This window comes from Seonamhaeicola algicola, from assembly GCF_007997385.1.
Taxonomy (GTDB): Bacteria; Bacteroidota; Bacteroidia; order Flavobacteriales; family Flavobacteriaceae; genus Seonamhaeicola; species Seonamhaeicola algicola.
Window position 1 is genome coordinate 234,160 of the sequence record NZ_VOSC01000030.1, and the last position, 19,697, is coordinate 253,856.

The window sequence follows — 19,697 nt, forward strand, 5'->3', positions numbered from 1 at the left end:
CTTCTTTTTTGTTTTTTAAACGAAAAAAAAAGGTTTTTAACGATGAATTAATATTAAAGAAACAACATATAAACAACTAACGTTTTAACATTTACATGGTTGAAATGCAGTATATTTCTTAAAATAATCACAAATAGAAAAAACAAAAAGTCTAAAAAAAGTATTTGTTCGTAAAAGCAGTGAAAACAAAAATTAATTGTTAAACCATGAACACAATACTTATGTTATTAAAAGCCACAAAAGAAAACAAGCCCTCAACTAATCAAATTTCTGAAGCTTCAAAAAACAAACTATTCAACAAACTTATTTTAACTGGTACTTTTTTAGTTTTACTAGCAGCTGCTTACTTTTTTGTAATACTTCAAAATGATTTTTTAGAATTTAATACAGAACGTACTAGCAACTTTTTTGGCGCTACTTTTATGGTAATTGCCACTAGCCTATTGGCTTTTAAAGTGCTGTTTTTCATATTTATGTTATTTCGTTATTTTAAATATAAACCAATAGCATCAGTAACTAATGACGAACTACCAAATGTAACCGTTATAGTACCCGCTTACAATGAAGGTAAACAAGTTTATGACACACTTGTTAGTTTAACTAACAGTGATTTCCCTAAAGAAAAACTACAGCTTATTTCTATTGATGATGGTAGTGTAGATAATACTTGGCAATGGATGCAAAAAGCAAAAATAGATTTAGGGGCTACTTTAGAAATTTATAAGCAACCAAAAAACAAAGGTAAAAGGCATGCATTGTATCGTGGTTTTAACTTAGGCACTGGTGATGTTTTTGTTACTGTAGATAGTGATTCTATTGTAACACCAGAAACTCTAAGAAATTTAGTTAGCCCATTTGTTACCAACAAAAAAGTAGGTGCCGTTGCCGGAAATATTAGAGTATTAAACAAACACAAAACTATAATACCAAAAATGTTAGATGTTAGTTTTGTTTTAAGTTTTGAATTTGTTCGTTCTGCTGAAAGCACACTAAATACCGTTTTATGTACACCCGGAGCGCTTGCTGCTTACCGTAGTAGTGCTGTTTTTAAAATACTACCTAAATGGATTAACCAAACCTTTATGGGGCAAGCATCAGACATTGGTGAAGATAGAGCCATGACTAACATGATTCTAAACCAAGGTAACCATGTATTATTTCAAAGCAATGCTGTAGCCTACACGAACGTTCCAGAAAAATATAAAAACCTATACAAAATGTTTATTAGGTGGGCACGCAGTAATGTTAGAGAAAACATTGAAATGGCAAAATATGTTTTTACAAACTTTAGAGAAGGTACAAAAGCAGGTGCAAGATTATTATTTTTTAATCAAGCCTATAAAATAATTATGAGTTATCCGTTTCTATTATTTATGCTTTATTTTGTTGCAACCCATCCGTTATTATTTTTAACTTCAACATTGGTTAGTATTTTAGTTCTATCAACGTTTCCAGTATTATTTTATTCTAAAAAATATAATTTAAAAGAATCGTTATGGATTTATTCATACAGTTTACTACACACCTTTGGATTATTCTGGATTACACCATACGCCATTGCTACGGCAAATAAAAGAGGTTGGTTAACACGCGGTATCTCTAATGAGAAAAAAGACTCAAAAGTTATTACATTACAACCAAAATTAACTAATTAATAGTAGCTGTAAAGTTTTATAACGTATTTTAATTGTGACTTTTCACAAGGTTTAGTGTCTAAAATACAGACGGTTAAAAATAATTTGAAACTTTTTGTAACAAAAACCGACTTATTTACGTATAACCACTGAATGCCCTATATATTCACAATTAAATTACAGGAGACTTTTAAATGAGACAACTTAAAATTACGAAACAGGTTACCAATAGAGAAACCGCTTCGTTAGATAAATATTTACAGGAAATTGGTAAGGTAGACCTTATTACTGCCGACGAAGAAGTTGAGTTAGCACAACGCATTAAAGCTGGAGATCAAGTAGCTTTAGAAAAATTAACAAAAGCTAACTTACGTTTTGTGGTATCTGTAGCAAAACAATACCAAAACCAAGGTTTAACTTTACCAGATTTAATTAATGAAGGTAACTTAGGCCTAATTAAAGCGGCACAACGTTTTGATGAAACACGTGGTTTCAAATTCATTTCATATGCCGTATGGTGGATTCGTCAATCTATTCTTCAAGCATTAGCTGAACAGTCTAGAATTGTACGTTTACCATTAAACAAAATTGGTTCTATTAACAAAATTAATAAAACATTTGCCTTTTTAGAGCAAAGCCATGAGCGTCCGCCTTCTGCTGAAGAAATAGCAAAAGAGCTAGACATGACTATTAATGATGTAAAAGAATCTATGAAAAACTCTGGGCGCCATGTAAGTATGGATGCTCCTTTAGTTGAAGGTGAAGATTCTAACTTATACGACGTATTAAACAGTGGAGAATCTCCAAACCCAGATAAAGAATTATTACACGAGTCTTTACGCACAGAAATTGAACGTGCTTTAGAAACACTAACACCAAGAGAAGCTGATGTTATTAGACTGTATTTTGGTTTAGGAAACCAACACCCAATGACACTTGAAGAAATTGGTGAAACGTTTGATTTAACTAGGGAACGTGTAAGACAAATTAAAGAAAAAGCTATTCGTAGATTAAAACATACATCTAGAAGTAAAATATTAAAAACTTATTTAGGATAGTTTATTTATAACACCTAAATTACAAGCACAACAGTTACACATAACTGTTCGTTTTTTGATTGATGAAAGAACCCGCGGCTGATTACCGCGGGTTTATTTTTTATGCCTATTCAAAAACTACAGTGTTATTAAATAAAGACTTTAAAAAAGAGTACTATATTTGCAAAAACTTTAAAACAAACACCTTATAATGGGCTCAAAATTAATAGCACCTTCAGTTTTAGCAGCAGATTTTGCAAACCTTCAACGTGATGTAGAAATGGTAAACAACAGTGATGCCGACTGGTTTCATATTGATATAATGGATGGCGTTTTTGTACCAAATATTTCTTTTGGTATGCCTGTTTTAGAAGCTATTACAAAACATGCTAAAAAAACTATTGATGTACATTTAATGATAGTAGACCCAGACCGTTACATAAAAACATTTGCTAATCTTGGCAGTGATATTTTAACCGTGCATTACGAAGCTTGCACACACTTGCACAGAACTTTACAAGCAATAAAAGCTGAAGGTATGAAAGCAGGTGTTGCTTTAAACCCACATACAAATGTAAACGTACTTGAAGATGTTATAAATGATATTGACTTAGTTTGTATTATGAGTGTAAACCCTGGTTTTGGCGGCCAAAGTTTTATTGAAAACACTTATAATAAAGTTTCAAAACTTAAAGACATTATTAATAAAAAAGGTGCTAAAACGTTAATTGAAATTGATGGTGGCGTTACAAACAAAAACGCAAAACAGCTTATTGATGCTGGCGCTGATGTTTTGGTTGCTGGTAGTTACGTTTTTAAAAGTACTAACCAAATAGAAACTATTAAAGATTTAAAAGCACTTGCCAATTCTTAATTTTGGTTTAAAACGTGTTTAATTATATCTGTAGTGGTAACTATTCCCACCAATTGGTTGTTATTAACCACTGGTAACGCATGAAATTCTTTTTCAGTAAAAATTTTTGCTACATCTGTTATTGAATTTTTAGCCGATATCACTGTTACATTTTTAGTCATTATTTGGTTTATTGTAAACATGTTATAAACCAAAGCATCTGTATCAGCCTCTGCTACTTCATCTTCAGATATATTAACAAAACTTAAGCGTTGTAAATCAGTGTAACTTAGCATACCTACAATTTTTTTGTTATCTACAACTGGTATGTGCCTAATGTGGTTGTGCTTAAATAAATATTCGGCTTTTTCTAATGTATCAGTTTTTTTCAACGTAATAACAGGTGCTGTCATAATCATTGAAACGGGTGCTTTACGTATCATAACATTTAAATTTATACTTTGTTCCTTAAAATTAAAAAATCAAGTATAAAAAAAGCATGATAAAAGTCATTTGTAAAATGGCATAAGAAAAGGCTAGGTTGTTACCTTTTTCTTTATATAGTTTGAAGGCGAATCTCCAAAAAACTTCCTGAAGCATTTACCAAAATATCCCGGATCAGAAAATCCAACCATATAACTTACTTGTGCTATGGTTAACTCATTTTGCTCTAAAAGTTGCGCTGCACGTTTTAAACGCACCATTCTAATAAAATCATTAGGTGATTGGCCTGTAAGTTTTTTTAATTTTCTAAAAAACGTTGAACGACTTGTATTCATATCTTCAACTAAATTATCAACCCAATAACTATCATTACCCATATTAGCTTCCATTAAATCCATAATTTTCTTCAAAAATGCTTCATCTAAAGAGTTTAAGGTTACTTTTTCTGGTGTTAACTCTTTTTCGGTTTGAAAACGCTTACGCATTAATGCTCTGGTTTCAATAAGCTTTTCTACTCTTACGTTAAGTAGTTTCATTTTAAATGGTTTTGGAATGTAAGCATCGGCTCCAGACTCTAAACCTTCTATTCTATGCTCTACAGAATACAATGCTGTTAGTAAAACTATTGGTATATGGCTTGTTCTAATATTGGTTTTTAAGGCCTTACAAAATTCAATGCCGTCCATTTCAGGCATTAAAATATCACTAATAATAATATCTGGCATTTGTTTTAAAGCTATGTTTAAACCTTCTTTTCCGTTTTCAGCTTCAAATACATTATATTTTTTTGAAAAACCTTCTTTTACCAATAAACGAATATCTGGATTATCATCAACCACCAAAATGGTATTATCAAATTTCTGATTTTCTAAAGCTTCATCATTATCAAAATCCTGATTAATTTCTTGTGTTTCTACAAAAGCTTCTTGATCTGATATGGTTGCTGTTTCAATTATTTCTTCAGGTAATAAATGCGCATTACCAACAGGCAGTTTAATGGTAAATTTAGTGCCAATACCTAGTTGAGATTCTACTTCAATTTTACCATGATGTAACTCTACTAAATCTTTAGTTATGGCTAAACCAATACCTGTACCTTTGCGCATACGCTCTCGTGTTTGGTTAACCTGGTAAAACCTATGAAATACAAATGGTAGTTCATCTGGTTTTATGCCAACTCCGTTATCTTCAACTTCAATAACGAGGTATTTCAAACTGAAATCTGTATTATTAATTTTAATATCATTAATCCCTTTTGCCTTTTTAATTCTAACTGTAATAGTGCCTTGTTGATTGGTGAATTTTATGGCATTAAATATTAAATTGTTTAATATTTTTTCTAGTTTATCCCAATCAAACCAAATATCAAATGTTTTTAGTTTAGACTCAAATACTAAATTGATATTGTTTTTTTTAGCTGATGAACGAAATGAGTTTGTTATTTCTTTAACAAAACTTATAATATTTGATTTTGTGGCACCTAATTTTGTTTCGCCTACTTCAATTTTTCTAAATTCCATTAACTGATGTACCAAACGTAAAAGTGAATTGGCATTACGTTGAATAATTTTTAGTTTAGGCTTTATTGATATGTTTTCACCTAAATTTTCTAAAAGTTCTTCAATTGGGTTTAAAATAAGCGTTATAGGTGTTTTAAACTCATGTGATATGTTGGTGAAAAATTGTAGTTTTAGCCTGTTAACTTCTTCTATTTCTTTTTGAACTTTAACTGCTGCTTTTTCTTTTTCTTTTAAACTGTTATAAGATATTATACTGTAAATTATACCAGATAATAGTATAATATACAAAGCATAAGCCCACCAAGTATACCAAAAAGGTGGTGTTATTTTAAATTTAAATTCGGCTGGTGTTTCATTCCAAATGCCATCATTATTTGATGCTTTTACCTTAAAAGTATAATTACCTGGTGATAGGTTTGTGTAATGCGCAAATGATAATTGTTTTGCAGGTTGCCAATTTTTATCAAAACCTACCAATTGGTATTGAAACTTATTTTTTTCGGGAGCTGCATAGTGTAAAGCTGCAAACTCAAAAGTTAATGTGTTTTCGTGGTGTTTTAGTTTTACAACATCAGTAGTTTTATTAGAGTTAATTAATACACGCCCATTATACTTTTGGCCAACATCAATTAATTGGTTTTTTATTTTGAATCCGGTAAGTTTTGGTTGCGCTATTAAATTGTTTTGTTGTAAGTTTTTTGGATGAAAAATATTTAAACCTCGTAATCCGCCAAAAAACATATAATCTTGTTTGTTTTTAAAGTAAGCGTTTTTTCTGAAGTTGTTACTTTGCAAACCATCATCTTTACTGTAATTTTTAAAGCTTTTTGTTTTAGGGTTAAAACATGAAATACCATTATCTGTACTAATCCAAAGGTTGCCAGTTTCGTCTTCTAAAATACCATAAATAGCATTATTTGCTAAACCGTGCTTTTCAGTAAAATGCTCAAAAACAGGCGTACCATTATCGGTAAATGTCATTTTATTTAGTCCGCCACCAAAAGTTCCAATCCAGAAAACACCATTTCTATCTTCATGAATAGCAAGTACGGAATTATGACTTAAACTGGTATTATCATCGGGGTTGTGATAATAGGTTTTAAAAATATCTATATTTCCGTTATTTCCGCGTTTAAGCAACCCTAAACCACCTTGCACTCCACCAACCCAAAGATTTCCGTTGCTATCTTCAAATAAACAGCTTACAAAATCACTTCCAATGCTGTGCTCATTGTTTAAATCTGAATTATAATAAACGGCATTTGAAAAATTAAAGGACTCATTTTTTTCCCATTTCACCAAACCTTCACCAAAAGAACCAAACCACATTGTACCATATTTATCTTGAATAATTGAAAAAACATCAGGAACATCTATGGGTGTTTTATTAAAAGTTACAGCTTTATAAACTGTATTAACTTGCATGGTATAAATAGCCTCTTTGCCTAACCAGTAATGCCCATCATTGTCTTTAAAAATAGATTTTATTGACTGTGATTTGTTAAACTTATGGGTAGTTTTTTCATCATTATAAAAATAATGTGTGATGTTAGGCGATTGAAAATTTTCTTGAAATTCTATTTTATTCAACCCTTGTTCTGTACCAACCCAAACGTAATTATCATCCTGAAAAATGGCATTTACAGAAGCATTACTTAATGTATTTTTTGTTAATTTATTTCTTGTAAAGTATAGTATGTCTTTTTTTTGTAAATCGGCTTTATTTAAACCACCAACTTCTGTACCAACCCAAAGTACATTTGTTTTATCTACAAGTACCGATTTGACACGTGTATTACTTAGGCTTTTGGGATAAATATCACTAGGTTCATGTAGATTAAAAACACCCGTTTCAGTATTTAAACTATAAACACCATAGCCGTAAACACCCACCCAAATTTTATTATTAAAATCTTCTTTTATAGCATTAATTTCGCCATAAAGATTTTCATTTTCGTTTAAATTTAATTGAAACCTTTTAAAATCATTTTTAGATGTTGCATGTACGCTGGTAGGTTTACTTAAACTCCAAATACCTGTACCTTTTTCGCCTACTAAAAATTTTCTCTTAGACGTTAAAAACATAGCATTTATTGGTTTATTAAACCCTTTTACTTTTGTAAAACTTTTAGTATCAGACTTTGATAAATACACTCTATTTAAACCTGTTACAGTACCTATCCACAGGTTATTATATGCATCTTTAGCTATTGATAAAATAGTGTTACTATCAATTACATGTTTCTTATTTGGATGAAAATAAAAATGTTCTATTCGCTCATTTACTTCATTAGGGTTTATTATTTGAAATACTCCCGATTTTTTTGTGCCAACCCAAATTGTACCGTCAGAATCATCGGCATAAATTGCTGTTATTTCTTTATTTTTTAATTGAGAATTTACAGCATAAAAATGCTGTTTATTAATATTATAAGCACATAAACCACCAACAGTACCTACCCATAGGGTATTACTTTTGTCTACAGCTAGTTTGCTTATCATGTTATTGATAAGGCTATTAGTGTTGTTATTTAAGGTATTTCTAAAAACAATAAACCTTTGGCCATCATATTTGTACAAACCATTAGAGGTACCTATCCATAAAAAACCATCAATATCTTGAACAACAGATTCAACGGTGTTTTGTGTTAAACCTTTATCATCAATAAAATGTTCAAACTGTAGCTTTGGAGATTGTGCATTAATACTACTAAAAAGGCTTATTAATACAATAAAAAATGATATTGTTTTTTTTAACATATTTTTAAAGAAACTTAATTTCATTTTAATAAAAGTTGGACTGTACTTAAAAATAACTTAAAACTTTTAATTTATAAAATTAAAACGACTCAAAACCAAATATGCTTTTGAGCCGTTAAAAAAACTAAAACAATTCTAAAAATATGAATTATGACTAACTATATTAATATCCTGGATTTTGTTTTAAGTTAGGGTTTCTGTCAACATCGTTTTGCGGAATTGCAATGTATTCTCTCCCTGGTTTATAAGCCGATGTTCCTGCACTTTCAGATTTTAAATCTGGGTTATCTACAATTCTAGATTTTACTTTACCCCAACGTAATAAATCAAAATATCTTGAACGCTCAAGGCTCAATTCTTTAACACGCTCATCTTCTATATCCTGCATTGTTACACTAGTAAACTCTGGCATATCAGCTCTTCTTCTTACTGCATTGATAGCCTCTAACCCATCAGCAGATAAATTATTATCATCCATTAAATCTGCTTCAGCGTACATTAATAAAACATCTGCGTAACGCATTAATCTTAAATTATTACCAGATCCATGCCAACCACCGTCTTGCGAACCACTATGGTTATTAAATTCCCAATCTAAAAACTTATTTGCATAAATCTCGGTAGCTGTGGGACTGTATGCGCTTGAATATGGCGTGTTTAAGTATGTTCTAGAGCGAAGTGTTTTACCTTCATATGTTGTTGTTTCTTCTGTGTTCCAGAAAAAAGTTGTGTAGGTTCTTGGATCAATTTCTCCGTTAACAGTTTGCTCATCTAAAAACAAATCTAAAGCCCATTGGTTAATACGCATACCATCTTGCCCTGTGTAACCTGCTGGGGCTAAATCAGGTTGATATGCTGCGCCTTTACCTCTATTTGGTGCGTCGGCACCCCAACCACCTAAACCATCAGCAACTAACTGAATTTCAAATACAGACTCTGCATTGTTTTCAAATTCTTCTGTAAAATTATGAGCATAGTCATCCATTAACTGATATCTACCATCCATAATTTTTGCAAATTCTACCTTTGCCTCAGCGTATTTGTTTTGATATAAGTAAACCTTACCTAAATAACCTGTTGCTGCACCTGAAGTAGCTCTACCAAGTTGATCTGCAGACCAAGAATCTGGTAACATAGTTTGTGCCATTTGTAAATCAGATTCTATTTGTGCCCAAACATCGGCTGGGTCTGCTTGAGTTACTGTAAATAAATCTACTTCTGAAGTTGGCTTTGTAATTAAAGGAATATTTCTCCAGTTATTTAACAAATTAAAATAATTGAAGGCTCTAATAAAATAAGCTTCACCTAAAATATTATCTTTTTCTTGTTGAGAAAACTCAGGATCATCAATATCTGGCACGTACTTTAATACCTCATTTGCTCTAGCTACACCTTGATACATAGCTTGCCAACACCAACGTGTAGCATTACTGTCTGAAGTTCCGCTAAAGTAACCCACAGCTGTACGCTCTGAGGTATTAAATCCGTTTACTACATCATCTCTGTAATCTGAAATAAATATTTCAAATCTAGTATAATACCAAATGTGTGTGAATGGACTATAAGCTCCTATAATACCCTTTTCAGCATCACCTTGAGATTGCCAAAACGTATCAGGAGATAGTTTGTTTGGGTTTACTTGATCTAAAACATCTTCTGAACAATTAATGTTTACTACCCCTACAACTCCTAGTAAAAATAGAGCTGTGATTGATAATTTTATATTTATTTTTTTCATAATTCTATTTTTTTTTCATTAAAACGATACTTGTAAACCTAACTGAAATGTTCTTGGTGTTGGGTAAGCACCTTCATCTATACCGGTATTAATGATAGCTCTACCGTTTGAGCCTCTATTATTTCTTCCAACCTCAGGATAATAGCCTGTATAATCTGTTATTGTAAACAAATTAGTAGCCGATAAATACATTCTAACTTTTTGAATTTTTATTTTATCTGTAATATCTGTTGGTAAAGTATATCCAATTTGTGCATTTCTTAATCTGAAATAGGCTCCATTTTCTAAATAAAAATCAGACATTCTTCTATTAAACCCATTATCTGTTCTAGTATTTCTAGGAATACTTGTATTAGTATTGGTTGGAGTCCAAGAGTTTAATCTGTCAGAAAAATAATTACCTTCTGTATCAAAATAACCTCTATACTTAGTTCCGTTTAATATTGTATTACCAGATACTCCGTTGAAGAATAAATTTAAATCCCAATTTTTATAATCTGCAGAAAGATTTATACCATATTCAAAATCTGGTATACCTGAACCTAAAGCTGTTTGATCATTTTGATCAATAATACCATCTGGCCCACTACCATCAGGCCCTGCAATATCTTTAAATTTTAAATCTCCGGCTACTGGATTTCCTACTTGATCATTAGCTGCAGTGGCTTCAGCATCAGTTTGATAAATACCATCAACCACATAGCCATAAAATGAACTTATAGGACGACCAGGAGTAATCTCCATACTGTTTATGGTATTAGATGTAAATGAACCTTGCACCAAACGACCTGCAGAACCTAATGAAGTTACTTCGTTATTTATTTTAGAAAAATTTACTGTTGCTGAAAAATTTAAATCTCCAATATTATCTCTATATGTTGCCAAAAACTCAAATCCTTTGTTTTCCATTGTAGCTATATTTTGTGGAAACTCATTACCAAAACCTGAATAAAAAACTGGTGAAGAATTTAGCAGAATGTCTTCTGTTTCAGCTTTAAAATAATCCATAGTTACACTTAACTTTCTATCAAAAGCTTCAAACTCTAAACCTATATTAGTTGTTTTTGTTGTTTCCCAACTTATAAAAGGATTAACCATATTTGTAATAGCGTAACCTGTTTGTCTTTCTTGATTTTCTCCTAATATGTATTCACTAAAGAAATCTATGACAAAATCTGTTTGGTAAGCACTAACATTGTTTGAACCAACTTCACCATAACCTGCTCTGAACTTTATATTAGTTAAAGCATCAAAATCTTCCATAAATGGCTCATTACTTACATTCCAACCTAAAGCGGCGGAAGGGAAAGTGGCATCTCTTAGTCCTTCTTTGAATAAAGATGATCTATCTTGACGTATAGATGCTGTAATTAAATATCTGTCTGCAAAATTATAGTTTAAACGTCCTAAATAAGAGTGAATAGCAGATGTTATATCTGTAGATGGTACTTCAACATATGTTTGTGCAGCTGAAGCTACTCTAATATCATTATTTGGAAAATCTCTTGCATCAACCCCCAATGACCTAGAGTTATTCTTTTGCTCAGTAAAACCAATAACAGCATCAATAGTATGCTTATCTGCAAATGTTTTATTGTAACTTAATGTATGTTCAACTAAAGTTGAAGTAAATGTTGTATTGGTTTCTTGTAATCTAGATTGCACATCATTACCTCCATTTTCAGAAAACACTGGCACCAATGGTGTAAATGTATAATTGTTATTGTTATAATGCTCTAAACCTAAATTAATTTTATAAGTTAAACCATTAAGAATTTCATAAGATGCAGCAATATTACCTATAAGTGTATTACGTGTAACAGTCCTATCTTGTGTGGCTGCTAAACCTAATTCATTCATTATGTTGTTTGCTCCATAAAATTTACCTGGTTGAAATAGACTTCCTGTTGCAGGGTCTATTACTCCTCTGTCTGCAATATCAGATAAGCTCCAATCACCAGCATCATTTTTTAGTCTAATAACAGGTATGATGTTTCTTTCTTTGTTGAAATAGTTGTTGGGATTATTAACGGTTCTTGTTAAACCAATTGTGTTTTCAATTTTAAATTTACCCTTAGATAAACCAACGTTGGTACGTAATGTTTGTCTTTTAAAATCTGAATATTTAACAATACCTTCTTGTTCAAACTGAGTAAAAGAAGCACTGTATGTTGTGTTTTCTCCACCACCAGTTACTCTTACATTTGTATTTTTAACACCTGCTGTTCTGAGTGATTCATCATAAAGGTTATTACTGTAGTTTGGGTCAAAAAATTGATCTAAAGCGGGATATCTTTCTTGTCCATCATTATCTCTGGCATTATTTACAATTTGAGCATATTGACTTGCATTAGCCCAATCATAAGTATTAATGACTTTTTGAATACCATAACTAGTGTCTAAAGATATGTTAACTTTGCCACCTTTACCCTTTTTTGTTGTAATTATAATTACGCCATTTGCAGCACGTGAACCATAAATTGCTAAAGCTGACGCATCTTTTAATACAGAAATAGACTCAATATCTTGTGGTGCTACAGAACTCATACTACCTGTTATCATTCCATCAATAACAAACAAAGGTTCATTATTTGAGAAAGATGTTGCGCCTCTAATTAAAAAATTAGAACCAGCACCTGGTGCTCCACCAGCAGACTGAACACTTACACCTGCAACACGCCCTTGTAATGCTTGTGAAGCGTCATTGTATGTATACTTTTCAATATCTTTTGATCCTACTACAGCTACAGCTCCAGTTAAATCAGATTTTTTTGTTGCTCCATAACCTACAATTACAATTTCATCTAATTGACTAGCATCTTCAACTAGTGTAACATTAATTTGGCTTTTTCCGTTTACAGCTACTTCTTTAGTTATAAACCCTAAGTAACTAACAACAAGGGTTGCATTTCTAGAAGCAGTAAGTGAATAGTTACCGTCAAAATCTGTTTGTGCTCCTGTTGTTGTTCCTTTTACAACAATGTTGGCTCCCGTAAGCGGTTGCCCATTTTCATCACTAACAACACCACTAATTTTTATGTCTTGTGCAAAACCAGCCAATGTACCAGCTAGTAAAAAAGTTGCAACCATAAAAACGCGATGCTGAAATGTCTTCTTAAGTAATTTTAATACTTTCATAAGCGTTTTGAAGTTTTAGTTATTTAATTTAGTTTGACTGTTATTTAAAGATAGTTGTGCTTCAAATTTCAATTAAAATGGTTCTTGTTTTAAACAAAAAATGAAAGCGCATAACTATGCCTTAAATACCAATTCCAAAGTAACAGGTTTGACTTTTTTTTGCTTGGTAAAATATGTTCATTATTACGGATTATTAAATCAACCCCTTATAAAATCAGCTATTCGGCAATTATTTGAAAGAATTTTTACAAACTTTTTACGTTGTAAAACTTACTTATTTTACTATTACAAAAAAAAACACACCCCGTAATTTTTTTAAATTACGGGGTGTGTTTTTTAATTTATAAACTTTCTTTATTGAGAAACCAAAAGTAGTTTAGTGGTATGATTATTACGTGCAAATATCACACCTTGTTTGCCATTTTTGCCTAACATAATGGTTTGTATATTTCTAACTTCGCCATTAACAAACAATCCTGTTTTTTGTGTTGAGAGTACTTCTACTTTTTTATTTTTATTAAACTGTAAAACTAAACCTAAACTAGCATCATTTCTAGGAGTTTCTACCTCAGCGTTGTATAAGTTACCTGCTGCTAAAACAACATTAGTATTTTTTATTTTTAAACTTCTAAATGTGTTTATTGAAGATAGCTGCGCATTGTTTGGCAGTTTATGAAGCTTAAAAGTACCGTTACCTAAGTTTTCTACCCATGCGTTTTCAAACATATTTGCTTCATAATGTAACGATTTATCTAACATTGCTTGCCCATAAATATCAGCTAATGATGCTTCAGCAAACAACTCAAAAGTTTGAAAACGTTGGGCAATAGCTGGCACTTGTTGCGATGAACACTCTCTACCTCTTAGCGGTAACATTTTACCGTTTTTTTGATAACTAAGTACTATATCCATACTACCGTTTTCATCAAAATCATTGGCATACACCTCAAATGGCTTTTCTTTTTTTGCTTTGTATTTATAGTTTAACCCTAAGTTTCCGGCAAGAAAATCTGTATCTCCATCACCATCAACATCTGCTTTTTCTAAACTGTACCACCAACCTGTATAGTCATTAAAACCTAATGCACTGGTAACTTCATTAAACTTATTGCCTTTATTTTCGAAAAAACGAATAGACATCCATTCGCCAGTAATTATTAAATCTGGTGTTCCATCATTATTAAAATCTTCCCAAAGTGCTGATGTTACTAAACCTGCTTCTTGTAGCTCTGGTAAAACTTCATGTGTTACGTTTGTATATTTTAGCGTTTCGTTTTTACCGCCATTATTTTTTAAAATATAACTTTTTGCTGCAAATGGATATTTACCTGGTACTATTCTTCCGCCAACAAATAAGTCTAAATCGCCATCGCCATCATAATCAGAGGCAATCACTTTACTTCCGCTAGCGGTAATTTTTGGTAATGCTGTATTACTTTTTATAAAACCGTTTTTAGTGTTTATATATAGCCTATCTTGATAAAAGTTTGCGGGTTTAGTTGGGTCATTCCCGCCGTTAACAACGTATAAATCTAAATCTCCATCGTTATCAGCATCAAATAAAAGTGCAGATACGTCTTCAAAAGCAGCATCATTTTCCCAAGGGCCGTTTAGTATTTGAAATGTTTCATTGCTATTTTGAATATACATTTTTGCCTCACTACCAGTGGCATTGCCTACAAAAAAATCTTCTAAACCATCATTATTAACATCGCCTACAGCCAATGCAGGCCCATAAGCCGAATTTTTATGTGGCAACAACGGCTCTCTTAAAAAATCATTATAAACATCTTCTTTATGGCTAAAATTAACACCCCACTTTTCAGTAACATCAGTAAACATTGGCAATACACTATTAGGTTTTGTGTTTGTTTCACTTGCATTTTTAAATGAAATTTCGTGTTGCTTATTAACTTCAAGTGCATTTAAAACTTGTTCATTTCCGTTTGGCCAAAGTACTTTTAATTGCTCTACACTTGCATCTCCTAAACCAAAATGTAAAACTGGCGATACGCTAGATTGAAAACCACGACTTAAAGTTAACTCTTGGTATTGTGTGCCTTTGCTAGTCTTTAAGGTTACTTTTGCTCCTAATCCATTAGGATTATTTTTAGCCCCCTTTAGTTTTACTTTTATAAATTTTTGATTTTTTGAAGTATCAGTTTCATTTTTAAAAATTGATGCGGCATCGCCTAAATTGTTCATTACCACATCTAAATCGCCATCATTATCTAAATCGGCATAAGATACACCGTTTGAAAAGCCTTCGTACTTTAAATTCCATAAATTATTGGCTTTAGTAAATTTTAAATGGCCTTCATTTTTAAACACGTAATTATCAATAGGGTTACTTGGGTATTGACGATAATCTATAGCTTTATTTAGGTCTGTAAACCCTTTTATTTTAGTTCTTTGGTTTACATCATTGTTATTAACATCGCGTTTCATACCGTTGGTAACAATAACATCTTTTAAACCATCATTATCAAAATCTGCAAACAAAACGCCCCAACTCCAATCTGTAGTAGCCATACCTGCAAACCTTGAAATATTACTAAATAACGGCATACCGTTAGTATTTACCCCATTATTTACCTGCAATACATTTTGCATGTATTGGTAGTGCATACCTAAATCTATAGCTTCATAAAAGGTATCTGGACTCATACTTGCCATATTTGTTTTAGCACGTTTGTAATCATCGGGTGTCATATCTAACTGAACAAAGTCTAAAAGACTGTCATTATTAAAATCGGCTGCATCAATACCCATTCCAAACATAGCTGTTTGGTTGGTAGCTTCTTTTACAACTTCTTTAAAGGTTCCATCACCGTTGTTTAAATAGAAATAATCAGGCACATTAAAATCATTAGAAAGGTATAAATCTTTAAAGCCATCATTATTAAAATCTGAAGCTAGTACACCTAAAGTCATTCCAAAATTTTGCACACCTGCTTTTGTTGTTACATCAGTAAATGTATTATCTCCATTGTTTTTGTATAGATGACCAGAATCTTCAAATGCATTTTTTTGCATTTTGTTAAAGTAATATTGATTTCCCTGGCTTACTGGCACTAAAGGATAATTACCAACAAAAACATCTAAAAGGCCATCATTATTATAATCAAAAAAAGTGGCCTGTATTGAGTAAGAAGCATCGGCAAGACCGTAGCTTTCAGCTAATTCAGTAAAAGTACCGTTTTTATTATTTATAAAAAGTTGATTTCTAGTTTCACCGTATAATCCTGAAACAGATGTATAGATATCTAACCAACCATCGGCATTTACATCGGCCATGGTTGCTCCTGTATACCATCTTTCATCACCAGAAACACCTGCTTTTTTTGAAACATCATCAAATTGCATATTGCCTTTATTAATATACAGTTTATTAGGTGTCATGTTTCCTGTAAAATAGATATCATCTAACCCATCATTATTAACATCGCCAATGGCAACGCCTCCTCCCATATACATGTAAGGAAATGTGAAATAATTAAGCGAATCGTTTTCTACTATATTGTTTGAAAAAACTATTCCGGTTTGTTCTTTTGGTAATGATTTAAACGATGTTGACACCTCATTTTTTGTTTCAATTTCTTTTTTACATGAAACAAAACAAGATGCTACTACTATGAGAAAAAAAATATTTTTCATTTAAATAACATTCTTTTTTAGGTAATTTATTTTATTTAGAAAAAGGTTTTAAATTAACTCTTAATAAATAATTATCGGCGGTTATAAATAAATATCTATAATCATCATTAAACACACAATTACCTGTTGTTCTTCCTGTGTTAATTGTTCCTAAATGTTTCCCTTCAGGAGAAATTATTAAAATACCATTACCTGCTGCCACAAAAATATTACCATGTTGGTCTAGTTTTATACCATCTGGATTTTGTTTTGCGGTACTTTTATCTATTATTTCTTTAGGATTGAAAAATACACGTTTATTTTTAACAACTCCTGGTTTTACAATATCATAAGCCCAAATTATTGGTTTTGGTATATTTGATTCTGCAACATAAAGTATTTTTCCGTTGTTTGCAACCGCTATACCATTTGGTCTTGCTAATGTTTTATCAAGTAAAGTTAATTGGCCTTCTTTACTTAAAAAATAAACACCGTTAAAACCTAACTCACTAACATCTTTTTTACCTAAACCATAAGGCGGATCTGTAAAGTATACATTTCCTTTTTTATCGTAGAATAAATCGTTAGGAGAATTAAACTTTTTACCTTTGTAATGAGATACTAAAGGCTTATAAACCGGATTTAAAGTATCTTTTAAACTTGCAAGTTTACTAACCGATCTTGTAGCATGCTGACATAAAATTAAATCTCCTTCGGCATCTATTGCTAAACCATTTGAGTTTTTTGATGTTGACAGATATACACTTAACCCATCTAAATCATTCCACTTATATACTTTATTTTCTGGTACATCAGAAAAATATAAGTTTTGTCCTTTAGGTTGCCACACAGGCCCTTCAGACCAATTAAAACCTTGTGCTACAACATCAATTCTAGCATGTTTTGATATTATACTATCCAATTCAGGCGCTATTCTTTCAATACTTCCTGTTGTTGGGTATTTTTTTAATGAATCTAAAATGGATTGAAATTTTGCTTTTATTTGAATTTCTGTGTTTGTTTTAGCATCAATACTTTTTGCTTCTAAAACATCATTTTTATAGTTATAAAATCTACCATCAGCATATAACTTATGTGTACTATTCATTACAAATTCTGCAGGACTTAAATGCTCTTTGTGCGCCCCTGGCTTTGGGTTGTAACTCATGTAAACCCAATCTCTTCTATTAGTATTTTCGTCTTTTAAAACAGGTAAAAAACTTTGACCATCTGTTTTAAAATTTTCTGGTACTGGTACTCCAGCAACGTCTAATAGTGTTGGAAGAAAATCTATAGCATCAACAAATTCATTTGTCTGTTGTCCTTTTTTTATTTTACCTTTCCAGCTTGCTATAAAGGGCACTTTAATTCCGGCTTGTGTTGTTAAGCCTTTACCGCCTTGCACCACTTTATCACCCATTTTTGAGTATATTTTTTGATGCGTTCCGTTATCAGAATAAAATAAAACGAGGGTTTCTTCGGCTAAACCTTGAGCTTCAAGGTTACTCATAATTTTACCAACTATTTTATCAGCATAAGCAACCATATCACCAAAATATTGAGGTTCATTATCTAGCCTACGTGCTTCATCACTCCAAATACTGCTATCTGGCGTGGGCGAAAATGGGTCATGTGTTAACGCCATTGGATAGTACACAAAAAAAGGTTTCTCATTATCCTTTTGTTGGTTTACAAAATTATTTAGGTAATTAACAAACACATCAGGCCCATATTTACCGTTTGTTGCTTCTAAAAAAGCACCATCTTGATAAATAGTTGGGTTAGCAAAACGCGACCCCTTGTTTTCAGTATGGCCAACATGCCATCCGCAGTATTTATCAAATCCCGCATTGCTAATTTTCATTCCTGTGTCACGCCTGTGCTCAGCCCCAGGATACCCTAGTGGATCATAACTTTGCAACTGCCATTTACCAACTATACATGTGCTATAACCTGCATTTTGCATTAAATGCCCAAACGTTTTTTCTTCAGGATCTAAAATTCCAAAAGCTGTCCAATTTCTAAAGTTATACTTACCAGTCATTAACTTTACTCTGGTATTGGTACAGAGTGGTTGTGCATAAGCTTGATTAAACTGCAAACCGTTAGCTGCTAACTTATCAATATTAGGTGTTTTGTAAGAAGTGCCACCATAACTACCAATACATTCAAACCCCAAATCATCAGCCATTATTAAAATAATATTAGGTTGTTTATTTTTTTGTTTTGAAGAACAATTAAGCGTTAAAAACACTAATAATATGGCTAAAAATCTCATATTCTTAATTAAAATATTGATTATTTAAACTTTTCTATTTCTGAAATAAACTGAGCAGCTCTTGTTTTAACTGCGTTTAATTGCGATGTATTAGTAACTGTTTTTGTTAGTGCACCACCAATACCTATACCAGCTGCACCAGCTTCCATCCACGCTTTTACATTTTCTAAATTTATACCACCAACAGCCAATAATTTGATATGATTTAAAGGTGCTTTTATTGATTTAAAATAGTCTACACCCATAATATCTGCCGGAAATAACTTTACAAAATCTGCACCAGCCTCATGGGCATTACAAACTTCGGTTGGGGTTAAAGCCCCCATTAAAACTGGTATATTATTTTTATGTGCTATTTTAATTACAGCTATATTTGTGTTTGGAGTTACTAAAAATTGAGCACCACCAGCCACTGCTTTTTCTGCTATTTCTGTATTTATTACCGTGCCTGCTCCAATTAAAATGTTTGGGTATTGTTGCCTTGCTTTACGAATTTCTTCTGAAAAACCTGGTGTATTTGATGTTACCTCTAAAACTTTAATACCGGCTTCTACTAAATTTTTTATAACACCTGCTACCTCATTTTGGTGTTGCAAACGAATAACTACTACTAATTTTTCGTTTTCAATACTATTAACAATATCGTTTCTTGTCATTTT

10 protein-coding genes are annotated in these 19,697 nt (G+C 31.8%); 3 read left to right on the forward strand and 7 right to left on the reverse strand.

Going from position 1 to position 19,697, the window contains the following annotated elements; translation table 11 throughout:
- The first annotated feature begins 206 nt into the window (after nt 1-206).
- From FUA26_RS13360 to rpe, 3 genes are all read left to right on the forward strand, one after another.
- Complete coding sequence (locus tag FUA26_RS13360; RefSeq protein WP_147137113.1) at nt 207-1,655, forward strand: glycosyltransferase; 1,449 nt, start codon at nt 207-209, stop codon at nt 1,653-1,655.
- A 173-nt stretch (nt 1,656-1,828) separates the two neighbouring features.
- Nucleotides 1,829-2,692 (forward strand): sigma-70 family RNA polymerase sigma factor, encoded by an 864-nt coding sequence (locus FUA26_RS13365; RefSeq protein ID WP_027137161.1) that lies wholly within the window; start codon nt 1,829-1,831, stop codon nt 2,690-2,692.
- Between the two features lie 190 nt (nt 2,693-2,882).
- On the forward strand, nt 2,883-3,545 hold the full coding sequence (gene rpe, locus FUA26_RS13370; protein WP_147137116.1) for a ribulose-phosphate 3-epimerase: 663 nt from the start codon (nt 2,883-2,885) through the stop codon (nt 3,543-3,545).
- Here the strand turns inward: rpe and FUA26_RS13375 are convergent.
- The 7 genes from FUA26_RS13375 to FUA26_RS13405 form a co-directional block, all read right to left on the reverse strand.
- On the reverse strand, nt 3,542-3,967 hold the full coding sequence (locus FUA26_RS13375; protein ID WP_147137119.1) for a CBS domain-containing protein: 426 nt from the start codon (nt 3,965-3,967) through the stop codon (nt 3,542-3,544). The two genes, rpe and FUA26_RS13375, sit on opposite strands and share 4 nt — an antisense overlap.
- Before the next feature lie 93 nt (nt 3,968-4,060).
- Nucleotides 4,061-8,248 carry a hybrid sensor histidine kinase/response regulator transcription factor gene (locus FUA26_RS13380; protein WP_186826919.1) on the reverse strand — a complete coding sequence of 1,396 codons (4,188 nt, stop codon included), beginning with the start codon at nt 8,246-8,248 and terminating at the stop codon, nt 4,061-4,063.
- 163 nt (nt 8,249-8,411) lie between these two features.
- Nucleotides 8,412-9,986, reverse strand: a complete 1,575-nt coding sequence (locus FUA26_RS13385; RefSeq protein ID WP_147137124.1) for a RagB/SusD family nutrient uptake outer membrane protein — start codon at nt 9,984-9,986, stop codon at nt 8,412-8,414.
- An 18-nt stretch (nt 9,987-10,004) separates the two neighbouring features.
- Nucleotides 10,005-13,124 carry a SusC/RagA family TonB-linked outer membrane protein gene (locus tag FUA26_RS13390; RefSeq protein WP_222611766.1) on the reverse strand — a complete coding sequence of 1,040 codons (3,120 nt, stop codon included), beginning with the start codon at nt 13,122-13,124 and terminating at the stop codon, nt 10,005-10,007.
- 354 nt (nt 13,125-13,478) lie between these two features.
- On the reverse strand, nt 13,479-16,781 hold the full coding sequence (locus FUA26_RS13395; RefSeq protein ID WP_147137127.1) for a VCBS repeat-containing protein: 3,303 nt from the start codon (nt 16,779-16,781) through the stop codon (nt 13,479-13,481).
- Nucleotides 16,782-16,812: 31 nt separating this feature from the next.
- Nucleotides 16,813-19,038 (reverse strand): sulfatase-like hydrolase/transferase, encoded by a 2,226-nt coding sequence (locus tag FUA26_RS13400; RefSeq protein WP_147137130.1) that lies wholly within the window; start codon nt 19,036-19,038, stop codon nt 16,813-16,815.
- Nucleotides 19,039-19,058: 20 nt separating this feature from the next.
- The gene (locus tag FUA26_RS13405) at nt 19,059-19,694 is read right to left on the reverse strand and encodes a bifunctional 4-hydroxy-2-oxoglutarate aldolase/2-dehydro-3-deoxy-phosphogluconate aldolase (RefSeq protein ID WP_147137133.1); all 636 of its coding nucleotides are present in this window, start codon (nt 19,692-19,694) and stop codon (nt 19,059-19,061) included.
- Nucleotides 19,695-19,697 lie beyond the last annotated feature (3 nt).